The following is a 17,063-nucleotide window of genomic DNA, read 5'->3' as shown; positions in this document are numbered from 1 at the left end:
TCACCACCGCGCTGGTGCTGGTGATCGTGCTGCTGACCAAGTTCACCCAGGGCGCGTGGCTGGCCGTGGTCGCCGCGGTCGTGCTCTGGCTGATGATGCGCGGCATCCGCCGGCACTACGACACCGTCGCCGAGGAACTGGCCGTCGAGGACCCGCAGGCCGAGTCGGCGCGACCGTCCCGGGTGCACGGCATCGTGCTGGTCTCCAAGCTGCACAAGCCCACCCTGCGCGCCCTCGGCTACGCCGAGGCGTTCCGTCCGGACACCCTGGAGGCCGTCAGCGTCGCCGTCGAGCAGGACTCCACCGACGAGCTGAGGGCCCAGTGGGACGAGTCCGGCATCCAGGTACCGCTGAAGGTGCTGGACTCGCCGTACCGCGAGATCACCAAGCCGGTCGTCGGGTACGTCCGCGGCGTCCGGCAGGGCAACCCGCGTGACGCCGTCGCCGTGTTCATCCCGGAGTACGTGGTCGGGCACTGGTGGGAGCACCTGCTGCACAACCAGTCCGCGCTCTGGCTGAAGAGCCGCCTGCTGTTCACGGCGGGTGTCATGGTGATCAGCGTGCCCTGGCAGCTCTCCTCGGCCCCCAGGGCCGACCGCCCGGCCCGCCGCGCCCCGGGTGCCGTGCGCCGTGGCGAGCCGGTGCGGAAGAAGGCCGTCCCGGAGTCCGAGAAGGTCTGACGCCTCTCGTGCGTGGGCCCCGGGCAGCTCCCTCGCTGCCCGGGGCCCGACCCTTTCCGGGCAACCTCAGGCCCGGGCGTGTGACGCCGGCATCAAGGACGCGTCAAGGTCGGGGGAGTGCCCGTATGGAGCCCGTCAGGACGGCTCACAACGGCCTGACCGGCTGCTTTGCTGCTCTTGCCGGCCTGCCGCCGGCGCCGTGCCGGCCTTCGGACCGACACGGCCAGGCCCCTGAAGCACTTGGGTGGAGCCCATGTCCGATCTCATCTTCGTCGGTGTCACGGTCGCCGTGTTCGCCGTCATCGCCCTGATCGCGCGAGGGGTGGAGAAGCTGTGAGCGCCGAGAACGTCGCAGGTCTCCTCGTCGCCGTCGCGCTCGTCGGCTACCTCGTTCTGGCGCTGGTCTACCCGGAGAAGTTCTGATCATGAGCTCCACTCTCGCGGGCTGGCTGCAGGCTCTCGCCCTCGTCGGCGCGCTGGCCCTGTGCTACCGCCCCCTCGGCGACCACATCGCCGGACTCCTCACCACAGCCAAGCACCTCAAGGCCGAGCGCGGCATCTACCGCCTCGTCGGCGTCGACGGTGACGCCGACCAGCGCTGGCCGGTCTACCTCCGCTCGGTCCTGGCCTTCTCGGCCGTCTCGATCCTCTTCCTCTACGGCCTGATCCGCCTCCAGACCTTCCTGCTGCTGAACCTGGGCGTCCCGCAGATGCCCGGCCACCAGGCCTGGAACACCGCGATATCCTTCGTCACCAACACCAACTGGCAGTCCTACAGCGGCGAGTCCGCGATGGGCCACCTGGTGCAGATGGCCGGCCTGGCGGTGCAGAACTTCGTCTCCGCCGCCGTCGGCATCGCCGTGGTGGCGGCCCTGATCCGGGGCTTCACCCGCAACCGCACCGACCGGGTCGGCAACTTCTGGGTCGACCTGACCCGGATCTGCCTGCGCCTGCTGCTGCCGCTGGCGATCGTCTTCGCGCTCGTCCTGGTGGCCAACGGCGTGGTGCAGAACTTCCACGGCTTCCACGAGGTGGCGACGCTCGCCGGCGACCCGCAGTCGATCCCTGGCGGCCCGGTGGCCTCCCAGGAGGTCATCAAGGAGCTGGGCACCAACGGCGGCGGCTTCTACAACGCCAACTCCGCGCACCCCTTCGAGAACCCGACCGGCTTCACCAACGTGCTGGAGATCTTCCTGCTGCTGGTGATCCCCTTCGCCCTGCCCCGGGCCTTCGGCCGGATGGTCGGCGACAACCGCCAGGGCTACGCGATCGTCGCCGTGATGGGCCTGTTCTGGGTCGCCTCCGCGGCGCTGGTCACCTTCGCCGAGGCGCAGCACAGCGGCACGGCCCTGAACGCGGCGGGCGCGGCGATGGAGGGCAAGGAGCAGCGGTTCGGCATCGCGGCCTCCAGCCTCTTCGCGGCCTCGACGACGCTGACCTCCACCGGCGCGGTGAACTCCTTCCACGACTCGTTCACACCGTTCGGCGGTGGCCTGACGATCTTCAACATGATGCTCGGCGAGATCGCGCCCGGCGGTACCGGCTCAGGCCTGTACGGGATGCTGATCCTGGCGGTCGTCGCGGTCTTCGTGGCCGGTCTGATGGTCGGCCGGACCCCCGAGTACCTGGGCAAGAAGCTCGGCGGCCGGGAGATGAAGTTCGCCTCCCTCTACATCCTCACCACTCCGAGCATCGTGCTGATCGGCGCGGGCGTCGCGACGGCGCTGCCCGGCGAGCGGGCCGGCATGCTCAACTCCGGTCCGCACGGCTTCTCCGAGGTGCTGTACGCCTTCACCTCGGCCGCCAACAACAACGGGTCGGCGTTCGCCGGCATCACCGTCAACACGGACTGGTACGACACCGCGCTCGGTCTCGCCATGGTGTTCGGCCGGTTCCTGCCGATGGTGTTCGTGCTCGCGCTGGCCGGCTCGCTCGCCCGGCAGCAGCCGGTTCCTGCCACCCCGGGCACCCTGCCCACCCACAAGCCGCTGTTCGTGGGCCTGCTGTCGGGCGTCGTCCTGATCGTCGTCGGCCTCACCTACTTCCCGGCCCTGGCTCTCGGGCCGATCGCGGAAGGTCTGCACTGATGTCGTCCACTCTCACCCCAGCACCGGCTGACACCACCGAGGCGCAGGCGCCCCACAGAGTCGCCAGCGGCCTTCTCGACCCGAAGCTCCTCGTCGCCGCGCTGCCCGACGCGGTCAAGAAGCTCGACCCCCGCGTCATGTACAAGAACCCGGTCATGTTCGTGGTCGAGGTCGGTTCGGTGGTCACCACCGTCTCCGCCGTCGCGAACCCGAGCGTGTTCGCCTGGGCGATCACCGTGTGGCTCTGGCTGACCACGATCTTCGCCAACCTGGCCGAGGCCGTCGCCGAGGGCCGTGGCAAGGCGCAGGCGGAGACCCTGCGCCGGGCGAAGACCGAGGCGATGGCCCGCCGGCTCACCGACTGGCCCGCTTCGCAGGCCGAGGAGGAGGTGCCGGGAACGGCCCTGCGGCTCGGTGACCACGTGGTGGTCGAGGCCGGGCAGACCATCCCCGGGGACGGCGACGTCGTCGAGGGCGTCGCCTCCGTGGACGAGTCGGCGATCACCGGCGAGTCCGCCCCCGTGATCCGCGAGTCGGGCGGCGACCGCTCGGCCGTGACCGGCGGCACCAAGGTGCTGTCCGACCGGATCGTGGTGAAGATCGCCTCCGAGCCCGGCAAGTCCTTCATCGACCGGATGATCGCCCTGGTCGAGGGCGCCGCCCGGCAGAAGACGCCGAACGAGATCGCGCTCAACATCCTGCTGGCCTCGCTCACGATCGTGTTCCTGATCGCGGTCGTGACCCTGCAGCCGATGGCGACCTACGCCGGCGCCCCGCAGCCCGTGGTCGTCCTGGTCGCGCTGATCGTCGCGCTGATCCCGACCACCATCGGCGCGCTGCTCTCGGCGATCGGCATCGCCGGCATGGACCGCCTGGTGCAGCGCAACGTCCTCGCGATGTCCGGTCGCGCCGTCGAGGCCGCCGGGGACGTCAACACCCTGCTGCTCGACAAGACCGGCACCATCACCCTCGGCAACCGGCAGGCCGCCGAGTTCCGGCCGGCCGCCGGGGTCACCGTCGAGGAGCTGGCGGACGCCGCGCAGCTGTCCAGCCTCGCGGACGAGACGCCCGAAGGACGCTCGATCGTGGTGCTCGCCAAGACCGGGTACGGCCTGCGGGCCCGTGCCCAGGGCGAGCTGGAGCACGCCACCTGGGTGCCGTTCACCGCGCAGACCCGGATGTCCGGTGTCGACCTGGACGAGGGCGGCGTGGTGCAGTCGGTGCGCAAGGGCGCGGCCGGTTCGGTCACCAACTGGGTCACCGAGCAGGGCGGCACCGTCGGGAGCGACGTCGCGGAGCTGGTCGACGGGATCTCCGCCGCCGGCGGCACGCCGCTGCTGGTGGCATCGCGGACAGGGAACGGCACGCCGCGTGCCCTGGGCGTCATCCACCTCAAGGACGTCGTCAAGGAGGGCATGAAGGAGCGCTTCGACGAGCTCCGACGGATGGGCATCCGCACCGTCATGATCACGGGCGACAACCCGCTGACCGCCAAGGCGATCGCGGACGAGGCCGGCGTGGACGACTTCCTCGCCGAGGCCACGCCCGAGGACAAGATGGCCCTGATCAAGAAGGAGCAGGAGGGCGGCAAGCTGGTCGCGATGACCGGCGACGGCACCAACGACGCCCCGGCCCTCGCCCAGGCCGACGTCGGTGTGGCGATGAACACCGGCACCATGGCGGCCAAGGAGGCCGGCAACATGGTGGACCTGGACTCCAACCCCACCAAGCTGATCGAGATCGTCGAGATCGGCAAGCAACTCCTCATCACCCGAGGAGCGTTGACGACCTTCTCGATCGCCAACGACGTCGCCAAGTACTTCGCGATCATCCCGGCGATGTTCGCCGGCGTCTACCCGGGCCTGCGGCACCTCAACGTCATGGGCCTGCACAGCCCCACGTCCGCCATCACCTCGGCGATCGTCTTCAACGCCCTCGTCATCATCGGCCTGATCCCGCTCGCCCTGCGCGGCGTCAAGTACCGCCCTTCCGACGCCGGATCCCTCCTGCGCCGCAACCTCGGGATCTACGGCCTCGGTGGACTCGTGGTGCCGTTCGTCGGCATCAAGGCCATCGACCTCATAGTCCAGTTCATCCCCGGCCTGAGCTGAAACGGAGGAAACAGCAATCATGCCCAAGCCACTGCCCACCTCCGTCCGCACCCACGTCACCGCGCTGCGGATGCTGCTGGTGATGACCGTCATCCTCGGTCTCGCCTACCCGCTGCTGGTCACCGGCATCAGCCAGGTCGCCTTCAGCGACAAGGCCAACGGCTCGATCGTCAGCTCCCAGGGCAAGGAGATCGGCTCCAGCCTGCTCGGCCAGAACTACAACCTCCCGAAGACGGCCCCTTCTGGTTCGACAACGGGCGCCGACCCGGACGAGGCGCCGGCTCCGGACCCCAAGTGGTTCCAGCCCCGGCCCTCCGCCTACGCCTACGACCCGAAGAGCTCCGGGGCCTCCAACCTCGGCCCCAACAGCGAGGACCTGCTGAAGGCCGTCGAGGAGCGCCGGGCCGCCGTCGCCGCCTTCGACGGAGTGGACCCGGCCGGCGTCCCGGTGGACGCGCTCACCGCCTCCGGGTCCGGTCTCGACCCGCACATCTCGGTCGCCTACGCCAAGGAGCAGGTCGCCCGGGTGGCCAAGGCCCGCAACCTGCCCGCGGACAAGCTGAACGCGCTGGTCACCAAGTACACCGAGGGCCGCTCACTCGGCTTCCTCGGCGCGGAGAGTGTCAACGTCGTCCTGCTCAACAGGGCCGTCAGCGAGCAGAACTGATGCCACATCCGCTCATGGACTAGGCAGGCCGGCCCGGGTACGGGGAGCACACCTCGTACCCGGGCCGGTCACCCGCACATGTGTTCCGCCGGCGGAACAGTCCGCACCGCACCGGTGCTGCCCGTACAGATCGTCTCAAGGCCGCCCTCGTAGGAAAGAGCAGCGCGCATGCCCCGCGACCTCACGCCAGGCACCCTCACCCGCCGCGGCAGGCTGAGGGTCTACCTCGGCTCGGCGCCCGGAGTCGGCAAGACCTACCGGATGCTGGACGAGGCCCGCCGCAGACAGGAACGCGGAGCCGACGTGGTGGTCGGCTACATCGAGTGCCACGGCCGCCGGCACACCGAGGACATGCTCCAAGGCCTGGGTGTCGTCCCGCGGCTGACCCGCACCTACCGGGACGCCGAGTTCACCGAGATGGACACCGACGCGATCCTCGCCCGCAAGCCCGCGGTGGCACTGGTGGACGAACTCGCGCACACCAACATTCCCGGCGGTCGCAACGCCAAGCGCTGGCAGGACGTCGAGGAGTTGCTGGCCGCCGGCATCGACGTCGTCACCACCGTCAACATCCAACACCTCGAATCCCTCAACGACGTCGTGCAGAAGATCACCGGCATCCCGCAGCGCGAGACCGTCCCCGACGAGGTGGTCCGCCGCGCCGACCAGATCGAACTCGTCGACATGGCACCGCAGGCCCTGCGCCGCCGGATGGCCCACGGCAACGTCTACAAGGCGGAGAAGGTGGACGCCGCGCTCTCCAACTACTTCCGGGTCGGCAACCTCACCGCCCTGCGCGAACTCGCCCTGCTCTGGGTCGCCGGCCGGGTCGACGAGGGCCTGCGCGACTACCGCGCCAACCACAACATCGACCGGGTCTGGGAGACCAGGGAGCGGGTCGTGGTCGCCCTCACCGGCGGCCCCGAGGGCGGGACGCTGATCCGCCGCGCCGCCCGCATCACCGACCGCACCGCCGGCGGAGACCTGCTCGCCGTGCACATCACCCGCAGCGACGGCCTGGCCGGCGCCTCCCCCGGAAACCTCGCCGAACAGCGGCAGCTCGTCGAATCGCTGGGCGGCAGCTATCACGTGGTGGTGGGCGACGACATCCCGGACTCGCTGCTCACCTTCGCCCGCGCGCACGACGCCACCCAGCTGGTGCTCGGCACCAGTCGACGCGGCCGGATCAGCCGCTTCCTCACCGGCCCCGGCATCGGCGAGACCACCGTCGACGCCTCCGAGGACATCGACGTCCACATGGTCACCCACGAGCTCACCGGCCGCGGGCGCCTGCCGTCACTGGGGCGCCGCCACTCCAGGCGGCGCACCGTCGCCGGCTACACCGCCGGCCTGGTCCTGCCCGCCCTGCTGACCGCCGTCCTCTCCCAGCTGAACGGCCTGAACCTCACGACCGTCGCGCTGATCTTCCAACTCGGCGTGGTCGCGGTCGCGTTGCTCGGCGGCGCCACCTCCGCGCTGATGGCCTCCCTGGTCGCCTCGCTGCTGCTCAACTACTACTTCATCCCTCCGGTCCACACCTTCACCATCTCCGAGACCAACAACGTCATCGCCCTGGCCGTCTTCGCCGCCGTCGCCCTGACCGTCTCCACCGTCGTCGACCACGCCTCCAGGCTCACCAGCCGCGCCGCCCGCGCGACCGCCGAGGCCGAGACCCTCTCCACCCTCGCCGGCAGCGTCCTGCGCGGCGCCGACGCCCTGCCCGCCCTGCTGGAGAAGTCCCGCACCGCCTTCGGCATGGACTCCGTCGCCCTCCTGGACCGCACCAGCGGCGACGTGCTCGCGCGATGGGGGACCCCCCGGACGGAGTCCGGGGGAGATGCGGCGGGCGACCCGGCGCCCGACCGTGAGATCACCGAAGTCCCGGTCGGAGCCGACGCGTTGCTCATCCTGGCCGGGCGCAGGCTGCCCGCCGCGGACCAACGCGTGCTGACCGCGTTCGCCGCCCACGTCGCCGCCGCGCTGGAGCGCGACCGGCTCGCCACCGCCGCCGCCGAGGTCGAACCCATCAAGGCCGCCGACCGGATGCGCACCGCCCTGCTCGCCGCCGTCAGCCACGACCTGCGCACCCCGCTCGCCGCCGCCCTCGCCTCGATCGGCTCGCTGCGCAGCCCCGACGTCGAGTTCTCCCCGGAGGACCAGAGCGAACTCCTCGACCTCGCCGACGAATCCCTGGTCAAACTCACCCGGCTGGTCGACAACCTGCTCGACATGAGCCGGCTCCAGGCCGGCGCCCTCACCCTGCACCTGACGCCCACCCATCTGGACGAGGTGCTGCCCCGCGCCATGGACTCGCTCTCCGACCCCGACGCGCCCGTCCAGCCGCTCGACCTCGACACCGCCCCGCCCGTCCTCGCCGACCCGCCGCTGCTGGAGCGGGTCCTGGCCAACGTCATCACCAACGCCCTGCGCCACAACGCCCCGGGCGCGCCCGTCCTGGTCGCCGCGAGCCACCACGCGGGCCGGGTGGAGGTCCGGGTGGTCGACCGCGGCCCGGGCATCGCCCCCGAGGACCGGGACCGCGTCTTCCTGCCCTTCCAACGCCTCGGCGACACCGACAACACCACCGGCGTCGGCCTCGGTCTCGCCCTCTCCCGCGGCCTCGCCGAAGCCATGGGCGGGACCCTCGACGTCGAGGACACCCCCGGCGGCGGTACCACCATGCTGCTCACCCTGCCCGCCGCCGGACCCGGGCCCGCGGCCGGGGACCTCGACGAGGTGACGGGGTGAACTACATCCTCGTCGTCGACGACGAACCCCAGATCCTGCGCGCCCTGAAGATCAACCTCCATGCCCGGCACTACTCCGTCCTCACGGCCGCCACCGGTGCCCAGGCCCTCGACCTCGCGGGCCACGACCTGCCCGGCGCGGTCCTGCTCGACCTCGGCCTGCCCGACCTCGACGGCATGGACATCATCCGCGGCCTGCGCGCCTGGAGCGCCGTGCCGATCATCGTGGTCTCCGGGCGCGACAACCCCGCCGAGAAGATCAAGGCCCTCGACGCGGGCGCCGACGACTACCTGACCAAGCCCTTCGTCATGGAGGAACTGATGGCCCGCCTCCGGGCGGTGCTGCGCCGCCCGCCGGGCGAGCCGGTGCCCACCCGGGCCGTCATCGGCGGGCACGAGATCGACGTCGCGGCGGCCACGGTGACCGGCCCCGAAGGGCCCGTCCGCCTCACCCCGACCGAGTGGAGGATCCTCGCGATCCTGGTGGCCAGCCCCGGCCGGCTGGTGCCCGGCCGGCAGATCCTGCGTGAGATCTGGGGCCCCGGACAGCAGGAGCACGGCAACTACCTGCGGGTCTATCTGGCCGGCCTGCGCCGCAAACTCGAACCCGACCCGGCCCGCCCCCGGCACCTGATCACCGAGCCCGGGATCGGCTACCGGTACCAGCCGTGAAGGTCCAGGCGCAAAGGAAGCGTCAAGACCGGCCCCCACAGCGCCAGGAAAGCGTCAGGAAAGCCGGAGGACGATCTCCGGCGGCATAGCGTCGCGGACGAGGGAACGACCCGCCCCGTGGGGGGACGCGGGTCGTGACCACGCCGGTGGAGCTCCACAGGTGACCGATCCGGCGGCCGGGTGAGGGGGCGCGCGGCCATGCCGTCGGGTGCATCGGGCAGAACGGTCGTACCAGGGAGGACGAGCCCGCCAGGGGTGGAGGGCCCCGGTGCGACCGGCCAGGTACCCGCGCCGCGCGCTCCCCGCACCAGCACCGCGGGGGAACGGGAAGCTCCGGGGCCGGGGCGCGAACACCTCGGCCCCGCGCCCGGCCCCGGGACGGCTCCGCCGCCGGCGCGTACTCACCGGCACCTGGTGGAACACGCCCCGTCTCGTCCGCGGGCTCACCGCACTCTGCCTCGCCACGGTCCTCGCCTTCGCCGCCGCCACCGCCTCGGTGCCGGCCGGCGCGCGCGACGGCATCGACGCCATCGGCCACCGGACGGCTCCGCAGGCCGTCCGCGCGGCCGACCTCCACTTCGCGCTCAGCGACATGGACGCCCAGGCCGCCAACCTCCTGCTCCGCCGACGCCGACTTCGCCACCCTGCGCATCAACCAGCGGGCCCTCGACCGGGCGGTCGCCGACGCCGACGACCAGCTCGGGGCGGGAGCCGCCGCGGCCGGCGGCCTGGCGGTGACGGCGGTGCTCGCCCTCACCGTGCTGGGTGTCCGGCCACGACTGCGTGAGTACCGCTGAGGGGGCGGGGCCAGGCGCCTCCCCGTCCGGCTGCCTCACGATCGATCGACGGCCGGAGCGGGCCGGAGCGGGCCGGAGCGGGCCGGAGCGGGCCCGGGGTGGGAGGGGGCGGCAGGGTTCGGGGGCGTCGGGGTGGGGGTGGCGGGTCCGCCCGGCCGGGGAGGTGTCCGGCCGGGCGGGTTTCCGGGCCCACCGCCCGGGTTTCGTCCTTCCTCGGCCGGGGTGTCAGTCGTGGACCCAGAACTCGATGGACAGGGGCGGGACGGTGATGGTGAGGGCGGTGCCGGTCTTCGCGCCGATGCTGAGCATGTTGCTGGAGGGGCCGTAGCGGTAGCCCCGGAAGGTGCCGGTGGTCCGGGTGTCGACCGTGAAGGTGTAGTTCGCGTTGCCGCGGTTGGTGACGACGAAGACGGGTTTGTCGCCGGGGGTCTTCCAGGCCATGATGCGCTGGTTGGGCCGGTAGGTGATGCCGCCGGGGGTTGTGGTGCCGTTCAGGTGGGTCTTCAGGCCGCCGGCGGCCTCGGTGGGGTGGGGTTCCTCGACGTTGTAGCGCACGGAGTCCCAGGGCATGAACCTCACGAAGCCGGCGACGGCGTTCCAGTTGCGGGGGTTCCACGTCCAGTCGCCGGGCTGGAGGTTGGGGAAGCGGCTGTCGACGGGCGCGCCCGGGGGCCGCCAGGTGCCGAGGCCGTAGTTCTCGGACAGGGAGTCGGTGCTGGGCTTGAGGGCGTGCAGCCACCACCAGGTGGGGGAGTTCTCGAAGGTCATCCAGTTCATGATCGACTGGGCGGTGTTGAGGGTGTCTTGGTCGGTCACCGGGCCGTGCCCCGACAGGTACTCGAACTCGTTGTTGAAGACGGGCCTGAAGGCCACGCCGCTGCCGGTGTAGTTCTCGGTGATCTGCGTGTTGCTGTCCGCGCCGATCTTGTGCCAGGTCCAGGCGTCGATGTACTGCATGGAGGTGGCGGAATTCTTGAGGACCGAGCCTCGGTTGTTCCACCATCCGCTGATGCTGGTCGCGTGGATCTTCGCCTGGGGGAAGGCCGTGCGGATCTTGGGGGCGACGATGTTGAAGACGTCCCGGTACTGCTCGTCGGTGTACTTGCAGCTGCTGTAGCTGGCGCCCTGGTTGGGTTCGTTCTGCAGGCTCCACCAGGCGATCTGCAGCCTCGGCGGCGAGGTCGGGGTCTCCCGCGAGTTCTCGACCAGGTAGTTCAGGTCGGTGACCATGGCGTCGCCCATGGCCGCGACATCGGTCGGGGCGAAGGAGGCGAGGGTCGCATTCCTGTTCGGTCCGCCCCCGAGTTGCCCGTTGCTCTTCCAGTAGGGGGCGGGGGACCAGTACTCGACGCCGAGGCCCTCGATGCCCGCGTCCTGGACCATCTTGGCCAGTTTCCTGGTCTGGTCCGTGTAGCGGTCCTGGAAGCGCTTGCCGTCCGTGGTGACGCCGCGGTGGTAGAGGCCCATGGCGAGCCGGCAGTAGCGGAATCCGCGGTCGGTGCGGCCACCCTTGAGCATGTCGTTGATGAAGCGGGTGTACGCGCCGGCGGCGGTCAGGTCGAGGGGGACGCCGCTGACCACGGTGTCGTCGGTGGGGCCGTCGTTGGAGCCGATGGAGTCGGACTGGATCTCGAAGCCGAGACCGAGGATGGTCTGCCTCTTCGCCCCGTTGTCGTCGAAGGCGATGACGTAGCTGCCGCCGGTGCCGTCGTCGGCGGCGTGCGCGCGGGTGGAGATCAGGATCTGCGGCAGGGAGGCGGCGGCACCGGCGATGGCGGCGCCCCGCAGGACGGAGCGGCGGTTGATGCCGTGCGGCTCGGGTCTGGTCATGGTCTTCCTTCATGGGGGACGGCTCGGGCTGGGGCCGGGCCGGTGTTGGCGGTGTCGTGGGGGAGCGGGGGTGTCGGCAGGCACGCCGGTGCGGGCCCGGCCGCGGCGGTGTGCGGTTGCCGGGTGGCTCGGCCGTGTCCCGGAGCCGGCCGCGCGGGGGAGGGGTGAGGGCCGGTGCGGCCGGCGGGTGCGGGGCCCCGGGGTGCGGCGCTCCGGTACTTCGGGGCGTCAGCGGTGGTTCGGGCCGGCCGTCGGCTGCGCAGCGGTGTCCGGGCCGTGGGGTTCGGGGGGGGCTTCGCGGTGGTCGGGCGGGGTGTTTCCGGGGGGCTCGGTGCGGAAGGGTGGGGCTGGTGGGGTAGGGCGCTGTGACGGGCGAGTCTCCTTGTTCGGTGGGGTGCGGCCGGGACCGGGCCTGGTGCGTGCGGGGCCCGTTCGGGGCCCGGTCGGCTGCGGCTCGGTGTCGGCGCCGCAGCCGGAGTCGTGCCGCGTAACTTATGCGATATACGAAATTCACGCCAGAGTGTTGCCGTGCCTTTTTCCTCGGGGTCGGATGCTCGCCGAAGGCTTCGTACTCCGGGTGGGGCTCCGGGTGGGGCTCCGGGTGGGCGGGTCCGGCCACGGGCCGATCCCGGGTGGCTTCCCTCAGGGGTGCCGTCGGCGCGTTTCTCGCGCGGTCGTTCGTGCCGCGGGGTGCGGTCCGGTCCTGTCGGCAGGTGCTTCGGTGGCGCCGTCGGGGCTGGGGCGGCCCGTCCGGATCCCGGGCCCTGGTCGTTCCCGTGGTGCGGGTGGGGCGCGGGCGGCAGCGTGTGCCTGCTCGGGAAGACCCGGAAGCCCTGGGTCGGATGTGGTATATCGGATATGATCTTCCGTGCCGCCGGACCTGCCGGCCTCCGAGCCGGGTCTGCCGGGACACCCCGCACGTCCTCCGCCCGGCACGGCGACTACGGCGGCGACGCGCGACCAGACGCGCGACCATCGGTGGGGCAGATGCTTCACGGCAGGCCGGTCGGCCACCCCGTCCCGCTGGGCTGCTGACACGGCGGCGGTACACCGGCGCTGGCGTGCCCGGCCCCGGGGGCTGAGCCCGCGATCCACGGCAGCCCCTCGTCGTGCGGGCATCGGACCGGCGCCGCAGCGGCAGGTGTGTCCGCGCTCGGTCGGCGGCTCGCGGTGGTCGTCGGATTCCGCAACAGCCAGGCCCGGCGGCCCGGCGGCCCGGCCGCTCCTCCCGGCGTCGGCTTCGGGTCAGCCCCGGGGTTCGGACCCGGCGTCCCACGCGTCGAAGGGCGCGCTCCGCAGCGCGTCCAGGAGTCTGCGTACGGCGGGGCGGACGGGCAACGGCTCCCGTACCGCCGCGTAGATCACCCGGACCGGCTCCGGATTGCGGATCTCGCGCACCACCACGTGAGGGTGACGGTTGCCCAGCCCCAGCTCCGGGATCAGGCTCACCCCGAGCCCGGCCGCGACGAACCCCTGCGCCGTGGCGTAGTCCCCGCTCTCCACGACGAAGTCCGGGCTGAAGCCGGCCGAGGCGCAGGCGTCGAGGACGGGGTCCAGGCAGGGGCCGGGCTGGTCGCTGCCCACCCAGGGCTCGTCGGCGAGGTCGGTCAGGTCGAGTTCCTGCTTCGCGGCGAGCCGGTGCCCCCGGGGAAGCACGGCGAGGTACCTGTCGTCGGCGAGGTGCACGAACCGGATGCCGTCGACGGGCAGCCCGTTCCGCGGCCGGACCAGCAGGGCCACGTCGGCCTGACGCTCCTTCACCTCCCGCAGTGAGTCCTCGCCGTCGCCCAGCCTGAGATCGACCTGGACACCCGGCTGCTCACGGCGGAGCGCCGCCACCGCGGGGGCCACCATCGCCGCCCCCGCCGTGGCGAAGTACCGGACCACCACCCGGCCGGTGCGGCCGGCCCGCAGCTCGGCGAGCGCGGTCTCCGCCTCGGCGACGTGCCTGCCGATGACGGCCGCGTACTCGGTGAGCAGCCGCCCCGCCTCCGTCGGCCGGACGCCCCGTCCGGTCCGCTCCAGCAGCCCGATCCCGGCCTCCTTCTCCAGCACCGCCATCTGCTGGCTGACGGCGGACGGGGTGTAACCGAGATTCCGTGCCGCCGCGGTGACCGACCCACTGGTCACCACGGCCCTCAACACCTGCATGCGGCGGACATCAAGCATGTAGCACAGCTTAACTCTGAATCCAGATCTTTTCGCTTGTCCTACAGCATCCGGCGAGGCACCGTACGGAAGGAAGAACTCACCAGGAGGCGAACAGTGTTCAGCGGCAGGCACGGAACCCCGGTACGCATGGCCGTCCTCGCTCTCCTCTGGGGATCGAGCTTCCTCTGGATCAAACTCGCCCTGGCCGGCGGTCTGTCCCCGCTCCACATCACCGTCGTCCGCTGCGCGCTGGGGGCGGGTGTCCTGCTGGTCCTGGCCCGTGCCGGCGGCCAACGTCTCCCGCGCGACCGCCGGACCTGGAGCCACCTCGTGGTGGCCGCCCTCCTCTGCAACGCCCTGCCCTTCCTCCTCTTCGGGATCGGCGAACAGAGCGTCGACTCCGGTGTGGCCGGCGTGCTGAACGCCACAACTCCGTTGTGGTCCTTGGTCATCGCGGTCGTGTCGGGTACCGAGCGCGGCATCCGCCCGGTCCGGCTGGCCGGTCTCCTCCTCGGCTTCGCGGGCACCGTGTTCATCTTCGCCCCCTGGCAGCGCGGCGGCCTGAGCGGCTGGGGCGTGACGGCCCTGCTCGCCGCGGCCGTCAGCTACGCGGTGGCCTTCGCCTACATGGCCCGGCACCTCATCGGCCGCGGGACCGCCCCGCTGGCCCTCTCGGCGGCCCAACTCCTCGCCGCGACGGGCCTGAGCACGGCGGCTCTTCCCACCGGCCCCACGAGCTTCTCGGGCCCGACCCTCACCGCGGTGGCCGCCGTCGTCGCCCTGGGCGTCCTCGGCACCGGGGTCACGTTCCACCTCAACTCCCGGCTCATCGCCGACGAGGGCCCCACCACCGCCGCGACCGTGGGCTACCTGCTGCCGGTGGTCTCGGTGGGCCTGGGCGCGATCGTCCTCGGCGAACGGGTGGGCCTGCGCGTCGTCGCGGGCATGGCCCTGGTGCTCGTCGGGGTGGGCCTGGCGCGCAGCCGGCGCACCGGCCCCGCCCGCCCCGCCCGCCCCGGCCCCGCCGTACCGCGGCGGATCTCCGACGCGAGCATCGGATGAAGCGACGGCGAGGGGGAAGCCGTGCCGAAGGAGAAGCAGTGCCGAGGGGGAAGCAGTGCCGAGGGTTAAGCAGTGCCGAGGGGAGGGCTGACCAGGCCTTCCGGTCGGGTCCGACGCGCTTGACGCTGTCGGAAGGGCAGTGCTCTACTCCCTGCCATGACAACTCTGACGCAGCTGCAGCCGGCCCCGGTCATCGACGAGACGGTCCGGTTGCTGACGGAGCAGTACGTCTTCCCCGAGGTGGCCGAGCAGCTCGCCGGCCTGCTGCGGCGACGCCTCTCCGAGGGTGCCTACGACGTGGACGGTGCCGAGGAACTCGCCCGGCTGGTCACCGCCGACCTGCAGTCCCTCAACGGCGACCGGCACCTGAGGCTGAAGCACCACGCCGACCCGGTGTCCCCGAAGGAGGGGGCGGCCAGCCTGGACGCCATGCGCCGGGAATTCGACACCTCGCTCGGCGGTGCGCCCCGGGTGGAGCTGCTCGGCGGCGGGGTCGCGGTGCTGGAGCTGGCGCCGATGCTGTTTCCGCTGGAGTGGGCCGCCGAACCGCTGAGCGCCGCGCTCACCCTGGTCTCCCGCGCCCGGGCGCTGATCGTGGACCTCCGCGGCAACCGGGGCGGCGACCCGGACACGGTCGCCTTCGTCTGCAGCTACCTGGTGGACGAGCGCACCCACCTGAACTCCATGTACTGGCGCGAGGGCGAGCGCAGGGAGCAGTCCTGGAGCCTGCCGCACGTCCCGGGCGCGCGCTTCGGCGGCAGCAAGCCGTTGTACCTGTTGTCCGGTGACAGCACCTTCTCCGCCGCCGAGGAGCTGGCGTACGACCTGCAGCAGCTGGGCCGCGCCGTGGTCGTCGGCGAGCGGACCCGCGGCGGCGCACACCCGTGCAAGGGCTGGACGGTGCACCCGCACCTGGAGGCCACCGTCCCGGTCGGCCGCGCCGTCAACCCGGTCTCCGGCGCCAACTGGGAGGGCACCGGTGTGCAGCCGGACGTCCCGTGCGCCGCTGCCGATGCGCTCGACCGGGCGCACGCGCTGGCCCTCGCCCGCCTGGCCGGCTGACCCGGTCCGCCTGGTCGGCAGCACGGCGCGCGGCGCCCCGGCAGCATTGCACGCGGCGCCCCGGCAGCACGGCGCGCGGCGCCCCGGCCGTGCGACGCCGCGTGCCGCGGCCGGCGAGCGGTTCCGGTCGCTCGGCGGCCCGGGCTGTCCGGGGCGGGTCGGGTGGCCGCCCCCGGACCCGACGGGGTGACCGGGCCCGGCCGCGGTCGGGCGGCGCGGCCGACCGCGGTGGCCAGGGGATCAGGGGCGTTCCATGCCCAGCCGGACCCGCGCCGCCCGGGTGCCGGACCACGGCCCCGGCTCCGGTGCGTCGGCCATCGGGCGGACCCAGGCCTCGGTGAAGCTGAGCAGCACGGCCGTGCGCGGCCCGGTGGTGCGGTTGACGCCGGCCCGGTGCCAGGTGGAGGCGGCCAGCACGATGAGGTCGCCGGGGTCGGCGACGGCCGTGACCGGTGCGCCGCCGGGCGTCAGGGGCGGCTGCTTGTAGCGCTGGTGGCTGCCCGGCATGAACTCGGTGGCCCCGCTCTCCGCCGTGAAGGGGGTGAGCGGCAGGACGCACTGGAGGGCGAGCAGGCTGCCCTCGACCACCTGGGTCATGTCGTTGTACGGGTAGTCGATGTGCCAGCGGTCGGGCTTCGCCCCGGGGTTGACCCGGTTCAGGCTCAGGTCGTTCATCAGGGCGTGCGGGCCGAGCAGCGTGTCGGTGAGCTCGGTGAGCCGGGGGTCGTTCATCAGGTCGACGAACGCCGCCCCGTGGCGGAAGAGTTGGAAGACGCGGACGGATTCGGGGGTGTGCAGCGCGGATTCGGCGGCGAGCAGCTCGTCGGCCAGTGTGCGGAGTTCGGTGACCTGCGAGGCGCCGAGAAATCCGCGCCACACGTGGTGGCCGTTGCGGTGGAAGTGCGCCGCGGACGGCGCGGCGGTCGCTGTCTCGATCATGGTGTCCTCATTCCGGAGCGGGTGGGGGCGGCGGAGCGGGCGAGCGGGCGGCCGTGAGGGGGCGTGGGCGGCGGCCGGGCGGGTGGCGTCGGGCGTCCCCGGGTCGGCGGGCCGGGAGGGTGGGGCCCGGCGCCGGGCGTTCAGCCGGCGCCGGTCAACGCCCGTGAGGCGGCGAGGAAGGGGGCGACGGGGAGCTCGGCGAGCCCGGCGCCGATCCGCCCGACGCCGGGGGAGCGGTGGAGCAGGCCGGTGGCGGGC

At 72.3% G+C, this 17,063-nt stretch carries 11 protein-coding genes and 1 pseudogene; 9 read left to right on the top strand and 3 right to left on the bottom strand.

Annotated features, from left to right (window positions below; genetic code table 11):
- The 7 genes and pseudogenes from IE329_RS25755 to IE329_RS25725 form a co-directional block, all read left to right on the top strand.
- Positions 1 to 680: pseudogene (locus IE329_RS25755) on the top strand (DNA-binding protein); the annotation flags it as partial.
- Positions 681 to 1,013: 333 nt separating this feature from the next.
- Positions 1,014 to 1,103 (top strand): K(+)-transporting ATPase subunit F, encoded by a 90-nt coding sequence (gene kdpF / locus IE329_RS25750; protein ID WP_190213358.1) that lies wholly within the window; start codon positions 1,014 to 1,016, stop codon positions 1,101 to 1,103.
- Positions 1,104 to 1,105: 2 nt separating this feature from the next.
- Positions 1,106 to 2,767 carry a potassium-transporting ATPase subunit KdpA gene (gene kdpA, locus IE329_RS25745; protein WP_190213357.1) on the top strand — a complete coding sequence of 554 codons (1,662 nt, stop codon included), beginning with the start codon at positions 1,106 to 1,108 and terminating at the stop codon, positions 2,765 to 2,767.
- Positions 2,767 to 4,878 carry a potassium-transporting ATPase subunit KdpB gene (gene kdpB, locus IE329_RS25740; protein ID WP_190213356.1) on the top strand — a complete coding sequence of 704 codons (2,112 nt, stop codon included), beginning with the start codon at positions 2,767 to 2,769 and terminating at the stop codon, positions 4,876 to 4,878. The genes kdpA and kdpB overlap by 1 nt, the downstream gene beginning before the upstream one ends.
- 19 nt (positions 4,879 to 4,897) lie before the next feature.
- A complete protein-coding gene (gene kdpC / locus IE329_RS25735; RefSeq protein ID WP_190213355.1) occupies positions 4,898 to 5,545 on the top strand; it encodes a potassium-transporting ATPase subunit KdpC in 648 nt (215 codons plus the stop codon).
- A gap of 168 nt (positions 5,546 to 5,713) precedes the next feature.
- Positions 5,714 to 8,293, top strand: a complete 2,580-nt coding sequence (locus IE329_RS25730; protein WP_190213354.1) for an ATP-binding protein — start codon at positions 5,714 to 5,716, stop codon at positions 8,291 to 8,293.
- On the top strand, positions 8,290 to 8,964 hold the full coding sequence (locus IE329_RS25725; protein ID WP_190213353.1) for a response regulator: 675 nt from the start codon (positions 8,290 to 8,292) through the stop codon (positions 8,962 to 8,964). Before IE329_RS25730 ends, IE329_RS25725 begins: the two co-directional genes overlap by 4 nt.
- Positions 8,965 to 9,986: 1,022 nt before the next feature.
- On the opposite strand, the gene IE329_RS25720 is transcribed toward IE329_RS25725, so the two are convergent.
- Together IE329_RS25720 and IE329_RS25715 are read right to left on the bottom strand one after the other, a co-directional pair.
- Positions 9,987 to 11,591 (bottom strand): glycoside hydrolase, encoded by a 1,605-nt coding sequence (locus tag IE329_RS25720; protein WP_190213352.1) that lies wholly within the window; start codon positions 11,589 to 11,591, stop codon positions 9,987 to 9,989.
- Positions 11,592 to 12,836: 1,245 nt separating this feature from the next.
- Entirely contained in the window at positions 12,837 to 13,760 is a 924-nt protein-coding gene (locus IE329_RS25715; protein WP_190213351.1) for a LysR family transcriptional regulator, read from the bottom strand.
- A gap of 129 nt (positions 13,761 to 13,889) precedes the next feature.
- Here IE329_RS25715 and IE329_RS25710 point away from each other — a divergent pair, with 129 nt between their 5' ends.
- Positions 13,890 to 14,804: a DMT family transporter gene (locus IE329_RS25710; protein ID WP_190213350.1), complete on the top strand. Its 915-nt coding sequence runs from the start codon at positions 13,890 to 13,892 to the stop codon at positions 14,802 to 14,804.
- A 156-nt stretch (positions 14,805 to 14,960) separates the two neighbouring features.
- Entirely contained in the window at positions 14,961 to 15,866 is a 906-nt protein-coding gene (locus IE329_RS25705) for a S41 family peptidase (protein ID WP_190213349.1), read from the top strand.
- A gap of 240 nt (positions 15,867 to 16,106) precedes the next feature.
- Here the strand turns inward: IE329_RS25705 and IE329_RS40165 are convergent, their stop codons facing one another.
- Complete coding sequence (locus IE329_RS40165; RefSeq protein ID WP_194736191.1) at positions 16,107 to 16,805, bottom strand: phytanoyl-CoA dioxygenase family protein; 699 nt, start codon at positions 16,803 to 16,805, stop codon at positions 16,107 to 16,109.
- Between the last annotated feature and the right edge of the window lie 258 nt (positions 16,806 to 17,063).

Source organism: Kitasatospora indigofera, from assembly GCF_014655955.1.
Taxonomy (GTDB): Bacteria; Actinomycetota; Actinomycetes; order Streptomycetales; family Streptomycetaceae; genus Kitasatospora; species Kitasatospora indigofera.
The sequence above is the reverse complement of the archived record's forward strand: the minus strand, read 5'-3'. Positions and strand labels throughout refer to the sequence as shown.